The sequence below is a fragment of the Pseudobdellovibrionaceae bacterium genome, from assembly GCA_023898385.1.
Lineage (GTDB): Bacteria > Bdellovibrionota > Bdellovibrionia > Bdellovibrionales > UBA1609.
This window is the reverse complement of the sequence record CP060220.1, coordinates 2,678,945-2,694,741: the sequence shown is the minus strand read 5'-3', so window position 1 is coordinate 2,694,741 and position 15,797 is coordinate 2,678,945. Positions and strand designations below refer to the sequence as shown.

General features: G+C 47.0%; 19 protein-coding genes. 10 read left to right on the top strand and 9 right to left on the bottom strand.

What is annotated here, in order from left to right:
* Positions 1 to 48 precede the first annotated feature (48 nt).
* Entirely contained in the window at positions 49 to 258 is a 210-nt protein-coding gene (locus tag H6626_12325) for a hypothetical protein (GenBank protein ID USN46970.1), read from the top strand.
* A gap of 81 nt (positions 259 to 339) precedes the next feature.
* Here the strand turns inward: H6626_12325 and H6626_12320 are convergent, their stop codons facing one another.
* From H6626_12320 to H6626_12295, 6 genes are read right to left on the bottom strand one after another with little or no spacing between them, the layout of a single operon-like run.
* Positions 340 to 954 (bottom strand): hypothetical protein, encoded by a 615-nt coding sequence (locus tag H6626_12320; protein USN46969.1) that lies wholly within the window; start codon positions 952 to 954, stop codon positions 340 to 342.
* Between the two features lie 33 nt (positions 955 to 987).
* On the bottom strand, positions 988 to 1,761 hold the full coding sequence (locus H6626_12315; protein ID USN46968.1) for an MCE family protein: 774 nt from the start codon (positions 1,759 to 1,761) through the stop codon (positions 988 to 990).
* 12 nt (positions 1,762 to 1,773) lie between these two features.
* Positions 1,774 to 2,493 (bottom strand): ABC transporter permease, encoded by a 720-nt coding sequence (locus H6626_12310; protein ID USN49029.1) that lies wholly within the window; start codon positions 2,491 to 2,493, stop codon positions 1,774 to 1,776.
* A 56-nt stretch (positions 2,494 to 2,549) separates the two neighbouring features.
* Positions 2,550 to 3,293 carry an ABC transporter permease gene (locus H6626_12305; GenBank protein USN49028.1) on the bottom strand — a complete coding sequence of 248 codons (744 nt, stop codon included), beginning with the start codon at positions 3,291 to 3,293 and terminating at the stop codon, positions 2,550 to 2,552.
* Between the two features lie 25 nt (positions 3,294 to 3,318).
* Positions 3,319 to 4,053 (bottom strand): ABC transporter ATP-binding protein, encoded by a 735-nt coding sequence (locus tag H6626_12300; protein USN46967.1) that lies wholly within the window; start codon positions 4,051 to 4,053, stop codon positions 3,319 to 3,321.
* The gene (locus H6626_12295) at positions 4,050 to 4,799 is read right to left on the bottom strand and encodes an ATP-binding cassette domain-containing protein (GenBank protein USN49027.1); all 750 of its coding nucleotides are present in this window, start codon (positions 4,797 to 4,799) and stop codon (positions 4,050 to 4,052) included. Before H6626_12295 ends, H6626_12300 begins: the two co-directional genes overlap by 4 nt.
* Positions 4,800 to 4,968: 169 nt before the next feature.
* Between H6626_12295 and mdh the strand changes: the two genes are divergently transcribed.
* From mdh to H6626_12255, 8 genes are all read left to right on the top strand, one after another.
* A complete protein-coding gene (gene mdh / locus H6626_12290; GenBank protein USN46966.1) occupies positions 4,969 to 5,913 on the top strand; it encodes a malate dehydrogenase in 945 nt (314 codons plus the stop codon).
* Between the two features lie 11 nt (positions 5,914 to 5,924).
* Positions 5,925 to 7,094, top strand: a complete 1,170-nt coding sequence (gene sucC, locus H6626_12285) for an ADP-forming succinate--CoA ligase subunit beta (protein ID USN46965.1) — start codon at positions 5,925 to 5,927, stop codon at positions 7,092 to 7,094.
* The gene (gene sucD, locus H6626_12280) at positions 7,094 to 7,963 is read left to right on the top strand and encodes a succinate--CoA ligase subunit alpha (GenBank protein ID USN46964.1); all 870 of its coding nucleotides are present in this window, start codon (positions 7,094 to 7,096) and stop codon (positions 7,961 to 7,963) included. Before sucC ends, sucD begins: the two co-directional genes overlap by 1 nt.
* 29 nt (positions 7,964 to 7,992) lie before the next feature.
* A complete protein-coding gene (gene ndk, locus H6626_12275) occupies positions 7,993 to 8,418 on the top strand; it encodes a nucleoside-diphosphate kinase (GenBank protein ID USN46963.1) in 426 nt (141 codons plus the stop codon).
* The gene (locus H6626_12270) at positions 8,419 to 9,549 is read left to right on the top strand and encodes a class I SAM-dependent RNA methyltransferase (protein ID USN46962.1); all 1,131 of its coding nucleotides are present in this window, start codon (positions 8,419 to 8,421) and stop codon (positions 9,547 to 9,549) included. It abuts the gene before it with no gap.
* Between the two features lie 117 nt (positions 9,550 to 9,666).
* Positions 9,667 to 10,422, top strand: coding sequence for a tetratricopeptide repeat protein (locus tag H6626_12265; protein ID USN46961.1), 756 nt, complete (start codon positions 9,667 to 9,669; stop codon positions 10,420 to 10,422).
* A gap of 11 nt (positions 10,423 to 10,433) precedes the next feature.
* On the top strand, positions 10,434 to 11,462 hold the full coding sequence (locus H6626_12260) for a helix-turn-helix domain-containing protein (protein USN46960.1): 1,029 nt from the start codon (positions 10,434 to 10,436) through the stop codon (positions 11,460 to 11,462).
* 8 nt (positions 11,463 to 11,470) lie between these two features.
* Complete coding sequence (locus H6626_12255; GenBank protein ID USN46959.1) at positions 11,471 to 12,688, top strand: hypothetical protein; 1,218 nt, start codon at positions 11,471 to 11,473, stop codon at positions 12,686 to 12,688.
* A 41-nt stretch (positions 12,689 to 12,729) separates the two neighbouring features.
* On the opposite strand, the gene H6626_12250 is transcribed toward H6626_12255, so the two are convergent.
* The gene (locus H6626_12250) at positions 12,730 to 13,002 is read right to left on the bottom strand and encodes a (2Fe-2S)-binding protein (protein ID USN49026.1); all 273 of its coding nucleotides are present in this window, start codon (positions 13,000 to 13,002) and stop codon (positions 12,730 to 12,732) included.
* Between the two features lie 56 nt (positions 13,003 to 13,058).
* Here H6626_12250 and H6626_12245 point away from each other — a divergent pair, with 56 nt between their 5' ends.
* Positions 13,059 to 13,667 carry a 3'-5' exonuclease gene (locus H6626_12245; protein USN46958.1) on the top strand — a complete coding sequence of 203 codons (609 nt, stop codon included), beginning with the start codon at positions 13,059 to 13,061 and terminating at the stop codon, positions 13,665 to 13,667.
* 5 nt (positions 13,668 to 13,672) lie between these two features.
* Here H6626_12245 and H6626_12240 read toward each other — a convergent pair whose 3' ends face one another.
* A complete protein-coding gene (locus H6626_12240) occupies positions 13,673 to 15,298 on the bottom strand; it encodes an NAD+ synthase (protein USN46957.1) in 1,626 nt (541 codons plus the stop codon).
* A 57-nt stretch (positions 15,299 to 15,355) separates the two neighbouring features.
* On the bottom strand, positions 15,356 to 15,781 hold the full coding sequence (locus tag H6626_12235) for a DUF2203 family protein (protein USN46956.1): 426 nt from the start codon (positions 15,779 to 15,781) through the stop codon (positions 15,356 to 15,358).
* Positions 15,782 to 15,797 lie beyond the last annotated feature (16 nt).

Below are 15,797 nucleotides of genomic sequence, written 5' to 3'. Positions count from 1 at the left end.
GTAACCAACTTTGGTAAACAACAAAGAACACATCCCAGGAGGATATACATGGCAGCGAAGAAAAGAAAAAAAGCCGCTAAGAAGACAACTACAACTGCAAAGAAAGCTACTCGTAAAAAAGCAGCTAAGAAAACAGCTAAAAAAGCTACTCGCAAAAAAGCTGCAAAGAAAACAGCTAAAAAAGCTACTCGCAAGAAGGCTGCTAAAAAAGCCACTCGCAAGAAAGCAGCTAAGAAAACTGCTCGTCGTAAGAAGTAATTTATTACTACTTAAGACAAAAAAACCCTCGGCTTTGCCGAGGGTTTTTTTTTACCCAAAACTGCGACGAATACGATCCAGTTAAAAGTAGTACATCATTCCCAAACCGGCTGTGGGAGCGGCGACAAAGTCATCCATATCAATCATCATCATCACCTCGGCATACAAAGAAGCTCCGGCCCAATCACCAGATAATTGTAGATATTGAATACCCGCCGATGGGAATATCATGTTTTCACCAAACTGACCCGTCTGACGCTCGGTCTCAGATAAAAATCTTTGGCTAAGAAAGTCGGGGCTAGAATCTACCATGGCTCCGTTGTGTCCCACATTGTACCAGCGGGCAAATCCGCCAGCGACATAAGGAGCAAACCATTTTCCAGCTAACACTCTTTTTACCTGAAATGAGAACGCCTGAAAGCCGCGGGATATTCCGAATCCACCAACAACACTCACATCTGGAGTGAAGTTCAACTCCAACTGCAAACCCAAAAGCCCCAGTGCTCCTGCTGCGGCCCAACCAAATCCCACCCGCCGATGGGACCTAAAGTCGAGGACATCCGAAGAAATTTTTGTTTCGGATGCTGAATAAAGCGATTGCCCCGCCTCTTCCACTAAAATGGCCGCATTAGCCCCATTGGCTAAAGAAAAAACCGCCATACATATAGATATCGAAACTACAACTCGCCTAATCAAACTAACCTCCCCTACGCTATTGCCCCATTTGCGCTAAAATAATTTAGCTTTAATGCCCTCGTCTTGCAGAAACTTTTTGATGGCCTTCGCATCAAGTTCATCTAGCCGCCAAATCAACTGATTGACGAGCTTCAAAGTTTTCTGCCCCTCCGGACCACGAAGCTCACCGGTGAAATACACAAGGTCATCGGTAAGCACCGTCATATTGCGTAGCAGCTTTATAAGATCTGCCTTACTGCTGGTAGACTCCAACTGCTTCAACAGTTGATCAAAATTGACCACCAACTTATTAAGGGTATTGATCGTGTCGATCACTGACCCTTCATTTGTCTCAACAAACTCCAATATCTTGCCCGCCAATCCGTAACTTTGAGAAATCAATTGGTCAATCCTTGGCGGATCGACGCCGCGCACCGTAGCGCCCGCTTTAAGAGCCGGCTGTTCAATGGAACCTGGTGTAATTTCTAAGAATTTCTCGCCGATGACGCCAGCCAAGTTAATGTAAAATTGACTGTCCTCCCGTACGGATTCCCACGCCATGCGATCCACAGAGATTTTGACGCGAAGCTTAACTTCCTCGCCGCCCACCTTCATCTGCGGCATGAAATCCACGGCCTTCACCTTGCCCACTTTAACACCCATGACCCGAACGGGTGAGCCCACCTCTATGCCGCCGGCAAAATTGAAACCCACATATACGTCTCTGCTATTAGAGAAGGGATTAAGCACGCCCAGGTAATAGCCAAAAACCACCACCAAGATCATTGATAATATAAAAAGTAAGCCTACTTTCGTTTCTGGTTTCATTATTCCTCTTCCTTAGTAAAAGTATGAAAACAACCAACCCAATAAAAAATCCAAAACAATAATGGCCACGGATGTAGCGACTACACTTCGGGTGGTGGCCAAGCCCACACCCTCAGCTCCAGACTGACATCGAAACCCATAGTAGCAGCTGAACAATGGAATCACCGCTCCAAATACAGTGCCCTTGATCACGGCAAAAACGAGATCTTTAAAATCAACGAAGGCTCGCATTCCCATTAAAAAACCACCTGGTGAGTAACCCAACATAAATTGACTCACCAACATGGCGGCATAGAGACAAATAAGATTGGCCAATATGGAAAGAACAAAGCCACCAAGCACACAGGCTACGAATCGTGGCACCACCAAAAATCGAATGGGGTTGATTCCCAACATCCGCAAGGCATCAATTTGTTCTGTTATTTGCATCGAACCCACTTCTGCGGCCAAGCCAGCCCCGACTCGTGATGTCACAAGTAACGCGGCAACAACAGCACCCAGTTCACGCAAGATTAAAAGTGCTGCAAAACCCGGCACAAGGGCATCATTTTGAACCACCATTTTCATGTGGAATGAGGCTTCAATAATAGTCACAACTGCCGCAAAACACACACAGAGTATCACAATGGGTGCGCTCTCAACGGCGACGAAATGCAATTGGTGCACTATATCTTTAAATCTATATGGGGGCCTGACTGTGTACGCTATTGTCTTTGAGACAAGGTCCACCATTTCTCCAAGTGCAGAGAAAGTATTGATGATGTGATTTCCCAACGCTGATACCAAAGTCACTCCCCGAGAAACAACCTCATTGCAATTTCACCCATAAAACTAGTCAGCCAATCTGCAACAACAATCCCGACCATGGTCGCCACTGCCGTGTTCACCACCGACCGCCCAACACCCTTGGCGCCGCCGGTGGTCGTGTATCCTTTATAAGTACAGATGGAAGCCAAAACGAAAGCAAATACAAAACATTTAAACAGCCCACTCACGATAGATGACCAAGTGACAATGGTCGGAATATGGCGCAAATACTCATCGGGATTGATTCCTGAAAAAACCATTCCCATCAATAGCCCACCTAATATGGACATCATCAACCCAGCTGCGAGCAAAAAGAAGCTGGAAACTATAATACCCAAAAAACGTGGCAAGATGATTTCTTGAAGGGGATTGGCGCCCAGACACCGAATGGCATCAATCTGTTCGGTCACCCGCATCGTCCCCAACTCCGCTGAAGTAAAGGCACCCACCTTTCCACTCAACATAAAGGCAATCAAGAGTGGCCCCACCTCTCGGATGGTGCCGCTTGTTGAGAGACCACCCAAATATCCAAGCGCCCCAAACTCCTTTACCTGCAAAGTGAATTGCACCGTGGAGATCGCCCCCACAAAAAAACCAGCCATGGCCGTGGTTGATACGCTTTGGGTTGTCACGCGCCAAATTTGTTCAGAAACGATATGAAGACTCGGTGGCTTTTTTACGGCGACCCTAAAAACATCACCCAAAAAAAGTAGGCCACCACCCATATCGGTCACCACATTTGTCAGACCTTTAACCACCGGCCACCACCTCAGATAAGAACTCCTTCACCAATGGTTGATTGCTTTTTTGGAGTTCTGCGGGAGTTCCTTCTTCTACAATTTGACCTTGATCCAAAACAATAATGCGATCAGCTATATCCAATGCACAGTGCATATCATGACTGACGACCATCGATGTAACTTGGAGCTGTTTAGACAACTCGAGAATCAACTGATTAACAGCATTTGTCGTCACTGGATCGAGGCCCGTTGTGGGCTCGTCATAGAGAAGCACTTGCGGACCAACGGCGACAGTTCGAGCCAGACTCACCCGCTTTTGCATTCCATAGGAAATATCTTGAGGGAGTCTATGTTCTACGTCCTTAAGGTGCACAAGTGCCAGGCACTCTCGCACTCTTTTTTGGATTTTCTCCTCAGTCCAATTATAATGACGCCTTAACCCAAAAGCCACGTTCTCAAAAACAGTGAGGGAATCAAATAAGGCCGGGTGCTGAAACACCATCCCGCACTTCTTTCGAATTTCTAAATAAGCTTCCTCAGATATATGACTGATCTCTTCGCCATCTACCCACACTTCACCACTGGTGGGACGCAATAAACCCACCAAGGTTTTCAGTAGCACTGATTTTCCGGTCCCAGAGGTTCCCAAGATAAAGAGCACCTCGCCCTTTGGCACTGAAAACGAGATATCCTTCAGAACCTTTTTGCTGCCAAAATTTTTGACTAAATTTTTGAACTCAATCACGGGCTCTCCGTGAGCGGTCCATTGAGGTCACCACGAATAAATTGCTTCACCCGTGGATCCAGATGCGCTTGAGTATCCTTGACCGAACCCGTGACAATCACCTCACGATCCACAACCATCGCTATCTTGTCGGCCATCTGATAGGCCCGGTTCATATCATTGGTCACTGCCACCACAGTAGAATTGTTGTCTTTTTGTAGTTCCAAAATCAAATCAATAATCATCCGGCTGGTGATGGGATCAAGCCCGGCGGTGGGATCGTCGTAAAATATGATCTCTGGATTCAATACCAAGGCCCGCGCAATGCCCAACCGCTTTTGCATTCCTCCACTAATTTCATCCGGGTAAAGATCTTTGGCGTGAGGTATTGCAACTCTATGTAAAAACCAGTCTATTTTTTCCTGTATCTCAATTTCAGTCCGCTTGGTTGTTTCACGCATGGGGAAGGCAATATTTTCGCCCGAGGTGAGGGAATCAAACAGCGCATTTTTTTGAAATAGAAAGCCCATTCGTTTGACGAGCTCTTCGTGCTCCCGGGTCGGCAGGGCGTTGATGTCTTTACCATCAACAAAAACCTTTCCCGAACTAGGTTTAAGAATCCCCGCCATCAACTTTAACAGCACGGATTTGCCGTGCCCGCTTGGGCCAACAAGCACCAACACTTCTCCTGGAGCCACCGACAGGTTGACCCCTGACAGGAGGGTCTCTCCAGAAAAACTAATGGACACATCTTGAAGCTGAATCATCGTTGACGCCACGCCCAATTCCCCACTCACTCACGAACTACTATCACATGCGCTGCGAATATTGTGACAAATAATGTGGCATGTAGCAAATCATTGAATGGTGACATTGAAGGTTGTCATACCTACAATGACACCTCTTCAAATGTTTAACAGAAAGGTAGATGGGCTTATGCTTCACAAAAGAAAGAAAATCACGGTTGTGGGAGCTGGTTTTGTGGGCTCTACATGCGCTCACTGGGCAGCAGCTAAAGAATTGGGTGATGTGGTTCTATTAGATATAAATGAGGGAAGTGCGCAAGGTAAGGCCCTTGATTTATTCGAAGCCTCACCTGTGGAGGGGTTTGACTCAAAAGTGACTGGCACGGCTAGTTATGCAGACTCTGCAGGGTCAGATGTGGTCATTGTAACAGCTGGTCTACCAAGAAAACCGGGTATGAGTCGTGATGACCTGCTAGCCACTAACGCCAAAATTGTGAAAACTGTATGTGAGGGCATTCGCGAGTTCTCGCCTAACGCTGTGGTGATTATTGTCAGCAACCCCCTTGATGCGATGGCCTTTGTTGCGAAAGAAACTCTCGGGTTTCCAAGAGAGCGAGTCATCGGCATGGCCGGCGTTCTCGACGGTGCTCGATTTCGTTCGTTTGTGGCCGAAGCGGCAAATGTCAGTGTTAAAGATGTGCAGGCTTTTGTTTTAGGTGGTCATGGCGATACCATGGTGCCTATGCCAAGACATTGCTCTGTGGGCGGCGTTCCCCTGCTTGAAATGTTGGGCGAAGAAAAGGTCAATGCCATTGTTGACCGAACCCGCAAAGGGGGAGCAGAAATTGTTGGACTATTAAAAACGGGATCGGCTTATTACGCTCCCTCAGCGAGCGCGGTGCAAATGGCCGAAGCCATTCTAAAGGACCAAAAGCGGATTCTGCCTTGTGCGGCCTATTTACAAGGTGAATATGGCGTCAAAGACTTGTTTGTCGGCGTCTTGTGTAAGTTGGGAGGCAACGGACTTGAGGAGGTTGTAGAGCTCGAACTCAACGAAGAAGAAAAAGCTGGATTAAATAACTCCATTGAGGCCGTAAAAGGCTTAGTGGCCGATCTAAGTAAACTTGAATATTAAGAGGCAACAGAATGAACATTCATGAGTATCAAGCAAAAGAACTTCTTCGCCAGTTTGGGGTGACAACCCTCAAAGGACAAGTAGCCACGACGGCAGATGAAGCCGTATCAGCAGCAAAAAATCTCGGAGGTAGCGTTTGGGTGGTCAAAGCCCAAATCCACGCCGGTGGTCGCGGTAAAGGTGGTGGCGTGAAAGTGGCCAAATCATTGGACGAGGTTCGCACACACGCTGAAAATATTTTGGGAATGAATTTGGTCACTCATCAAACAGGGCCTGAGGGTAAAACGGTTCACAAAATACTCATTGAAGAAGGCTGTGCCATTGAAAAAGAATACTACGTAGCCGCTCTTTTAGACCGTGAAACCAGCAGGATCACCATGATGGCAAGCTCCGAAGGCGGAATGGATATTGAAGAGGTGGCTGCCAAGACACCTGAGCGAATCCATCGGGTCACAGTGGATCCTGTGACCGGATTGATGCCCTTTCAAGCGCGACAACTTGCCTTTGCCGTGGGTCTGGAAGGCAAACTTGTGAATAAAGCAGTGAATAGTTTTATTTCTCTCTACAATGCCTTTGTCGCTAGCGACTGCTCGTTGGCTGAGATCAATCCCTTGGTCACAACAAAAGACGGCGATGTAATCACGCTCGATGCAAAAATGAATTTCGACTCCAATGCACTTTATCGTCAACCCAAAGTTGTGGAGTATCGTGATCTCACTGAAGAGGATCCGGCCGAGGTGGAAGCCAGCGAATACGATTTGGCGTTCATTAAACTGGATGGCAATGTGGGCTGCATGGTGAACGGAGCGGGACTAGCCATGGCCACCATGGACATCATTAAGCTACATGGCGGAGAGCCCGCCAACTTTTTGGATGTGGGTGGAGGCGCCAACAAAGAAAAAGTCACCGCGGCCTTTAAGCTCATTCTTAAAGATCCAAACGTGAAAGCCGTCTTAGTAAACATTTTTGGCGGCATCATGAAATGCGACATTATCGCCGAGGGTGTCATCGCGGCCACCCAAGAAGTCGGGTTAGAGCTCCCCTTGGTTGTTCGCCTAGAGGGCACCAACGTTGAACTGGGCAAAAAGCTCCTCTCTGAGAGTGGCTTGAATATAACTCCCGCTGATGATCTCACCGATGCTGCAGAAAAAGTTCTCGCGGCCATTAAAGGAGGCCACTAATGTCTATTCTTATTGATAAAAACACAAAGGTGATGTGCCAAGGGTTTACTGGGGCCAACGGTACTTTTCACTCAGAACAAGCTGTGGCCTACGGCACCAATATGGTGGGTGGAGTCACTCCTGGCAAGGGTGGCACTCAACACATTAATTTGCCTGTATTTAACACTGTAGAAGAGTGTGTAGAAAAAACTGGTGCCACAGCTAGCGTGATCTATGTACCGCCACCATTTGCCGCTGACGCCATCATGGAAGCTGTTGATGCAGGAATTGGATTGATTGTTTGTATCACTGAGGGAATCCCGGTGCTCGACATGGTTAAAGTAAAACGGTTTATGGAGGGCAAAAAATCTCGCCTGGTAGGACCTAACTGCCCCGGCGTGATTACACCCGGCCAATGTAAAATCGGTATTATGCCAGGCCATATTCATAAACCCGGCAAGATAGGTGTTCTCTCGCGCTCTGGAACACTCACTTACGAAGCCGTATGGCAATTGAGCCAGCTTGGCTTGGGACAAAGCACTTGCGTGGGAATTGGTGGAGATCCCGTCAATGGAACTAATTTCATTGATGTACTGGAACTGTATAATGCCGACCCGGACACCGAAGCGGTGATTCTGATTGGCGAAATTGGTGGGTCCGCCGAAGAGGATGCCGCTGAATACATTAGAAGAGAATTTAAAAAACCCGTGACAGCGTTTATAGCCGGTGCTACGGCACCTCCTGGAAAGCGAATGGGTCATGCCGGGGCCATTATTAGCGGAGGCAAAGGAACCGCCGCCGCAAAATTTGAGGCACTGGAGTCGGCTGGTTGCAAAATTGCTCGCAGCCCGGCGGATCTCGGCAAAACCCTGAAAGACAGTTTAAATTGAGTAAAAACGCGCATAACTAGGAGAGATTCATGTCTGCGGAAATGACCTTTAGTATTATTAAACCCAATGCCGTAAAGAAAAACGCCATGGGTGCCATTATCAATAAGTTCGAAGAAAGTGGTCTTAAAATTGCGGCAGCTAAACTCGTTCGCCTAGAACGAAGTCAATGTGAAGAGTTCTATGCTGAACATCGCGAACGCCCATTTTTTGGCGAACTTGTTGAGTTTATGACTTCTGGACCAGTCATGCTGATGGCTCTTTATGGAGAAAACGCCGTTAGTAAAAATCGCGAAATAATGGGCGCCACGAATCCGGCAGATGCCGCGCCTGGAACCATTCGAGCCCTCTACGGCGACAATGTGGGTGAAAATGCCGTTCACGGTAGCGATAGCCCCGCCAGTGCCGAGCGCGAACTGTCGTTGTTTTTTGAAAAAAGCGAACTCGTAAACAAATAAATGAATGTTGGTGATGAACTAGAGTTGAGGGTAGAAAAACTATCCTACAATGGGGGCCGCGGCGTTAGCAAACACCGCGGCTTTGTTGTATTTGTAGAGGGCGCAGCTCCTGAAGAAACCGTCAAAGCTCGCATCACCACTGTCAAAAAAACTTTTGCCGAAGCTAAGGTTGTTGAGGTGATTTCTTCTTCGATGCACCGACGCACACCCCCTTGTCCCGTGGCCCATCAATGTGGCGGCTGTCCCCTTCAACACGTTGAATACTCTGAGCAACTGTTCCAAAAACAGCAGATCATTAACGATTTTGTATCTAGAAACTTACCTGACCAGACCTTGACTGTACTGCCCATTTTGCCGTCGCCAAACGAGTTCAGGTACAGAAACCGAATTCAACTGCACTCGGTAAATGGCCTCGTGGGTTACTATGCTCGCGGAACCAACAGCTTTATCCCCATAGAAGATTGTTTGATTTCTGAAGAGTCACTTATTGAGGCCCTTCCCGAGGTGCGATCTCAAACTCAAAACCAAGACAAAATGACACGCTTTGAAGTGGCCCGAGGGCTTGATAATAAAATCCACATTCGAAAAACACAAAAAGACCCAGGCACCTTGTTGTTTGCCCAGGTGAATGCAGCTCAGAACGAAAAGCTCATCGAGACCGTAGTGATGTGGGCCCAGGAATCTTCTGATCAGTTTTCACAAATTTTTGATTTGTACGCCGGAGCTGGAAACATCACCTGGCCACTGGCAAAGGCGTTTCCCAACATATCTGTAACCGGGGTAGAGCTCAGCGACACTAGCTGTAGTATGGGACGTAAGTGGATGGACCCTTCTTTGGGGGCTCGGGCCACCCTAGAATGTGCCGATGTAGCTGATTTTCTGGGCTCACTAGACCCCCGTCCTGCGTTGATGGTGCTCGACCCACCCCGACAGGGCTGCGAGAATCAAGTGATGGACGAGTTGCTTCGATTGCAGCCGCCCATCATCATTTATGTTAGCTGCAATCCGTCCACCCTTATGAGGGATTTAGGTAAGTTGAAATCTCTATACAATGTGGTTCGTCTTCAGCCCATAGATATGTTTCCTCAGTCCGACCACATTGAGTCTATCGTGTTGCTCAAACATATTTAGACAGCCCTAAGTAAGGGATTGATGGCCGCTGAGTTTTGAGGTCACCTTCGCGAAACTAACTCAACGCATCAGTCAGTGATTTTGCGCATCAATTAAAAATTTGTTAGTTTTTTTAGTATGTTGACAAGAATCGGAGCGATATCAGTCATATTTAGTTACTTGGTCGGTTGCGGTTCACAGCAGGTGTTGGAGCGCCAAGAGCGAGCCCACCTTCACCTAAAAATCGGAACGGCTCATCTCGCCAACGGCAATTACCCTCTGGCTCTAAAAGAACTGCTCAACGCCCACGAACAAGATCCCGACAACAAGCTTGTGCAAAACAATTTGGCGCTGGCTTATTATGTACGAAACAAACTCGTTGATGCCGAACGCCATGCCCGTCGAGCCTTACAACTCGATCCGGCCTACACTGAAGCAAGAAACAATTTAGCCCGAATTCTGATTGAACAAGGCGACTACCCACAAGCCATACAAGAGTTAAAAACCTGCGTGAATGACCTCACCTACGCTTTCCCTGATCGGTCTTGGTCCAATTTAGGTATGGCCTACTTTAAAAATCAAGATTTCGAAAAAGCCAAAGAAGCCATCCGACAGGCCATTTCTATTAATGATCAAAATTGTATCAGCTATAATTATTACGGGCGCACTCTTTATGAAGAAAAACAATACATGGCCGCGGCCCAGGCATTTGATCGCAGCGTCAGTTTATGTAAAGATCCACGCTTTGATGAGCCACGGTACTATGGTGCTCTTAGCTATTATCAATCTGGGAATCGAGAAGAAGCTCTCACACGCCTTAATGAACTGCTGAAATCTCAACCCGATGGTATTTATTCAAAACAAGCCCGAGGAATCATCGAGCTTATGAAATAGGTTTCAAACGTATGAAGCAAACGGGCCAAGTCCTAAAAAGCACACGAAAAAAGCAGGGCATCTCTATTAGTGAAGTGTCCATGGCAACGAAAATCAGTGCCCGAGTCATTGAACGCATGGAAGAGGGGGCTACCGATGATATGCCACCTCTTACTTTTTTGCGTGGGTTTGTTCGAACCTATGCCACTTACCTCAAGCTCGATGCCGACAAAATCATGAGCGAATTCAACCAAGAAATGGGTATCGTGGATGACCATTTGACGTCTCATCAAATCGAAGAGACCCCTCCGCCCCAACCTTCCTGGCTAGAGCGCCTTCCCTTTTTGCAGGGTCGCCTCAAAGCTTCTAATGCCCTGGCCGCAGCAGCTGTAATTTTACTCATATTCATTATTGCCGGAATAAAAAACACCATAGAAAAGTACGAAAATGAAAGGCAAGTCGCCCCAACCTCCGTGAATCCTATTACAGAAAATGCTCCTCCAGAAGACACTGCCCCCGCAGAATTTTCAGAGCAAACTCTTGAAGCCGAAACACCCAAGGAACCGGTTAAACAAGATCTGCCCATAGAAAAAGAAACTGACGTCACAGTGCCCAAAGAAGTCTCAAACGAAACGAGTCCGGCACCCCCACCGGAACCACCCCCGGTTGCAGAAAAAACTCCAGAAGAGAAACCAGCGGCTTCTGATCTGAATAACCAAGAAAAAATTGTAGAACAAAAAACAGACTCGCTACCAGCAGCTGAACGTCAATCCGCTATGGCCGAAGAAATTACGAAGCTCCCCATCAACCCCCAAGAGGTCATTATCCAAGCCCTTGATCACGTGAATATTTTGTTCCGTGTGGATGGAGGACCGCTTGAGCGCATCAAGTTGAAGCCAGAGGAAGTTCATGCCATTAAGGGCAATAAAAAAATCGCCATCGATTTTAGTGATGGCGGTGCCGTGAACCTTATCCATAACGGGAAAGATCGAGGCGTACCTGGAAAGCTCGGACAACAACTGAAAGTGGTATTTCCTGGCTACAGCAAGACGCCGATGTAAATTAAACGATGATCAGAAGAAAAATCATTTTCACATTCTTTTTTGCCATCGTGGCTTATGTTGTCTATGGGCTTTTTATCAGTCAGTCTGATTTTAGAATAATAGCACCTTCGCTTGAGGTCGCAGACCCTCCTGGATTTTATGATTACCGCGGAGTCATTAATGTGCACTCCGATGCCAGCACTGGCACGGGAAGCGTTGACGATATTATTAAATCAGCCCAAGAAGCCGACTTGGATTTTTTGTTTCTTACCGATTTTAACGCGTTTGAACGCGACACCTCTGCTGAAGGGTATCACAACAAACTGTTTGTCTTTATAGATGGTGAGTACAGCTACTTAGACTCGCGACTGCTTAATCTTAATGCCACCACTCGCGACCACCTGCTTGGACCTGGGCAATCTCAAGCTCTATTTGCTGATATGTTGAGCCAAAAAAGTAGAAGCGCTCAACGGGGATTTTTTGTGTTAGCTCATCCAACTATCGACGGTTTTGCTTGGTCCGGCCCGTATCCGCCCGGTCTTGATGGTATGGAAATTGTGAATCTTAAAAGCGTGTGGCAAGACACGTGGAAACACGCCAGAGGCTCTCTGTTATGGTCGCTATTGATCTATCCATTTCATTCTGATTTAGCTGTTGCCCGACTGTTCTCACGGTCGGGACTTAATGAAATTCCCATTTGGGATCGACTTACAAAAACTCGGCACATGTCTGGATATTTGGGTTCTGATGCTGAACAGAGGATTCAATCTTTAGGCAATGACCTTAAGTTTCCTCAATACGAAACAATTTTTCGGATGGCTCAAAATCACATTTTGTTGAAATCTGAGCTCACTGGAAATGCCGCAAATGATCGAGCGAAGATTGTTCAGGCCATCGAAAAAGGTCAGCTCTATATGAGCATGGATATTTTGGCCAATCCCAAAGGTTTTAATGCTGTGATCAAGGCCAAGAATGAAAATGTGTATCCCATTGGCAGCATAGTTAACTTTCAAAAAACGATGGCGTTGGTTGTTCGCCTGCCCGACAAACCTGTTGTGCCATTTGAGATAGTACTTTTTAGAAATGGTGAACGAATTGCTTCGAGTAAAAATCCGACTTGGGAACATGCCCTAGAAAGCCCGGGCACTTATAGGGTGGAGGTAAGGGTTCGACCTCTGTTTCCTTTTCCAGATAACAATCTCTGGGTGCCGTGGATATTCACAAATCCATTTTATGTAGAATAGACCGCTGGCTTCTTGTTGCCTGTTCTCCTTTTGCAGACCCTTTAATCGATGCGCACCACCATTTCATCCATGGCTTCAAGTTGACAGGCGAGCCGTTCGTTTTCTAGAAATCCACGCTCTTCGGCTCTTTCCCTTTCCAAATCGGTTCTTTCGCTCAAATTTTCCAGTGGTGATTCAACAAACACACGGCAGGTGGTACAACTTCCCATGCCACCACAGGAGTGATCCAATTCCACACCATTACTCAGCGCAACATCGAGCACGGTTTGGCCAGGCTTTATAGATACCCTCTTATCACAGGGCAAAAAGGTCATCGTTGGCAAAAAACTCATCCTTGAACCAAGCATAGATGTCCGGTAAAAAAAAATCTATGACATTTGTAGCTTTTGACTTGGAAACTACGGGCACCTTGGCTGGCGTCGACCGAATTGTAGAAATTGGTGCTATCCGCTTTGATGTGGGTGGCGTGGATGCTGTGTTTTCTACGTTGGTAGACCCAAAGATGCATATTCCAGAAGACGCTTCTGCCGTTAACGGAATCACTGACGACATGGTTGTGGGAAAACCCACAATAGAAACCCTGCTTGAGCCGTTTGCTGAATTTTGTGACAATTCAATAATCATTGCCCACAACGCTGTGTTTGATTACCAGTTTCTCACTGCGGACATTGAAAAGTATGAAGCCAAAGCCCCCAAAGGGACCATCATTGATACCTACAGTATCAGCAAAAAGGTGTTTCCTGGGCTGCCGAACTATAAGTTAGGCACACTGGTGCAGCATCTAAAGATTCCGTCGGGCCAATTTCACCGGGCCGAAGAAGACGCCTCATACTGTGGTCAACTCTTCCTAAAAATCATAGAAAAAATAAGTGGCCCCGGGGCCATGCCACCCCTTGAAAATCTTATCGCGCTAACCGGAAAGGCCGAGCTAAAATTTCCGCAAATAGAGCCTCAGCCTAAACAACTAGCCCTTTTGTAATTGAATCAATACCAGGCTTTATGGGCCAACGGCAGACGTCGGCCCCGACCAAAGGCATGATCGGACACTTTTAATATTGGCGGTGCTTGCCACCGTTTGAATTCACTTTTCATCATTAGTTGCAACACGCGATGATCCAAAGTCGACTTCGGTGATCGGTAGTTTTCCACCAGTTTTTCAACTGCGGGGTCTAGTTCACTATAAGGCGGAAGCGAATCCTGATCTGTTTGGTTGGGTCGCAACTCTGCTGATGGCGGTCTCGATATGATCGATTCAGGTATAAAAGAACCCAACTGATTGTAATACCGTGCCAACTCGTAAACTTCTGTTTTTAGCAAATCACCAATGGGCGATAAGCCACCAGACATATCCCCATACAACGTCGAGTAGCCCGTAGCCATTTCACTTTTGTTACTGGTATTTAGCAACAAGCTACCGTGCACATTGCTAAAAGACATCAACACCACCATTCGAAGTCGAGCCTGAAGGTTCTCGTGAGCCACAGTGATTGAATCTGTGGGCATCCAATTCTTGAGATCTCCTAGAATGTTCTTGTATGAATGATCGATTCCCACTTCAAAGATTTTCATCTTTAGATTGTCGGCAAGCTCCTTTGCCAAACGCAAGCTTTCACCGGTGCTATATGGGCCTGGCATTGCCACTGCTGTGACATTTTCTGGGCCCAAAGCCTCGGCGGCTAAACAGGCCACTACCGCCGAGTCAATCCCACCGCTAAGGCCGAGGTGTGCTTTTTGTAGGCCCACCTTTGCTGCAAAGTCTTTGATTCCCAATACGATGGCCTTGCGCCTAAGTTCATTCACATTGGAGTCTACCTTGTGCAGGTGTGATTGAGTCTTCAATTTTGTATCGTATACAGCATAGCTTTCTTCAAAACGGGGCAATTGCAACGATACCCCGCCCTTGGGCTCGGTAACAAAACTGCCTCCATCAAAAATAATTTCATCCTGTGCGCCCACCAAATTTACATAAATCAGCGGTGCTTTCAGGTGCTCTGCCGTTTTCTTTGTCACAAATCGTCTTGATTTTAGCTTCTTATCCGTAAACGGCGAGGCACTAAGGTTAATGACAAGATCTACGTCCCGCGATCTCATTTCTTTAATTGGATTTTTTGCGTAATTTGATCCGTGATGCTTTTTGAGCGGCCAGGCCCAGATGTCTTCACAAACAGTCACCAAAACTTTGTGACCCTTAAAGCGAAAAATGTTGTTTTTTAGTGCTCCCGGCTCAATGTGCCGACCTTCATCAAATACGTCGTATGTGGGCAACAGTTGTTTGGCAAAAACTTTCGGCTTCTTGCCTCTTTCCATTAGCACAGCCGAGTTGAAATAGGGTTTACCATCTTGTTTCGGATTTATCGTTATGGCCCCCACGAGGGCCACTAATCCTTTTGGCATTTTCTGCTGGAAGGCTTTCAGCTCTTTGAGCTGTTCTTTAACGATACTCGGGCGCTCCAAAAGATCCACCGGGTGATACCCAAACAAACTGGCTTCTGGAAATACTATGAGATCGCATTCGTCTAAAATCGCTTTGTGACAAAGCGACAACATCTTATCCCTGTTGCCTGCAAAATCACCTAACGTCGAATTCATTTGAGCGAGGGCTACTCTCATTTACGCCCCTCCTTGTGAGGGCCAACTTATAAGCGATAAATGAGAGAGGCGCAAACTTTACGGCAAAATCGAAGCCGCATACGCTGTGGCTTGGAGATTCCGGCGACGCAACCACTTTTCGACCGGCATTCGATCGGCGAAACCGTCTTCATAGGGCCGCCAATAGAGGATTTCACGCTCCGGAAATTTCCAACTGAAATACCCATCTCCGGAGTCGAAGTCGGCCATCCACAAACCCTTGGGACAACCACCCAACTTACGTATTTTTGAGTGCCAACGATTAATAAGATCATTGATCTCTGTCTCAAGTTCGTTGACCCGATCCAGCTGGTCGTGATTAACCGCCTCCAATTGAGCAATAAGCCTGTCCACGAGTTGACTTTGAGTTTTAGTAAAACGCCAAATCACAGCCACCCGTTCATTGGCTGTATCAATGCTGACTTTGCCTTGCCGGCAAATTTCTACGACCTGCGGCCCCAGCATTATCCCCCCTATGCCG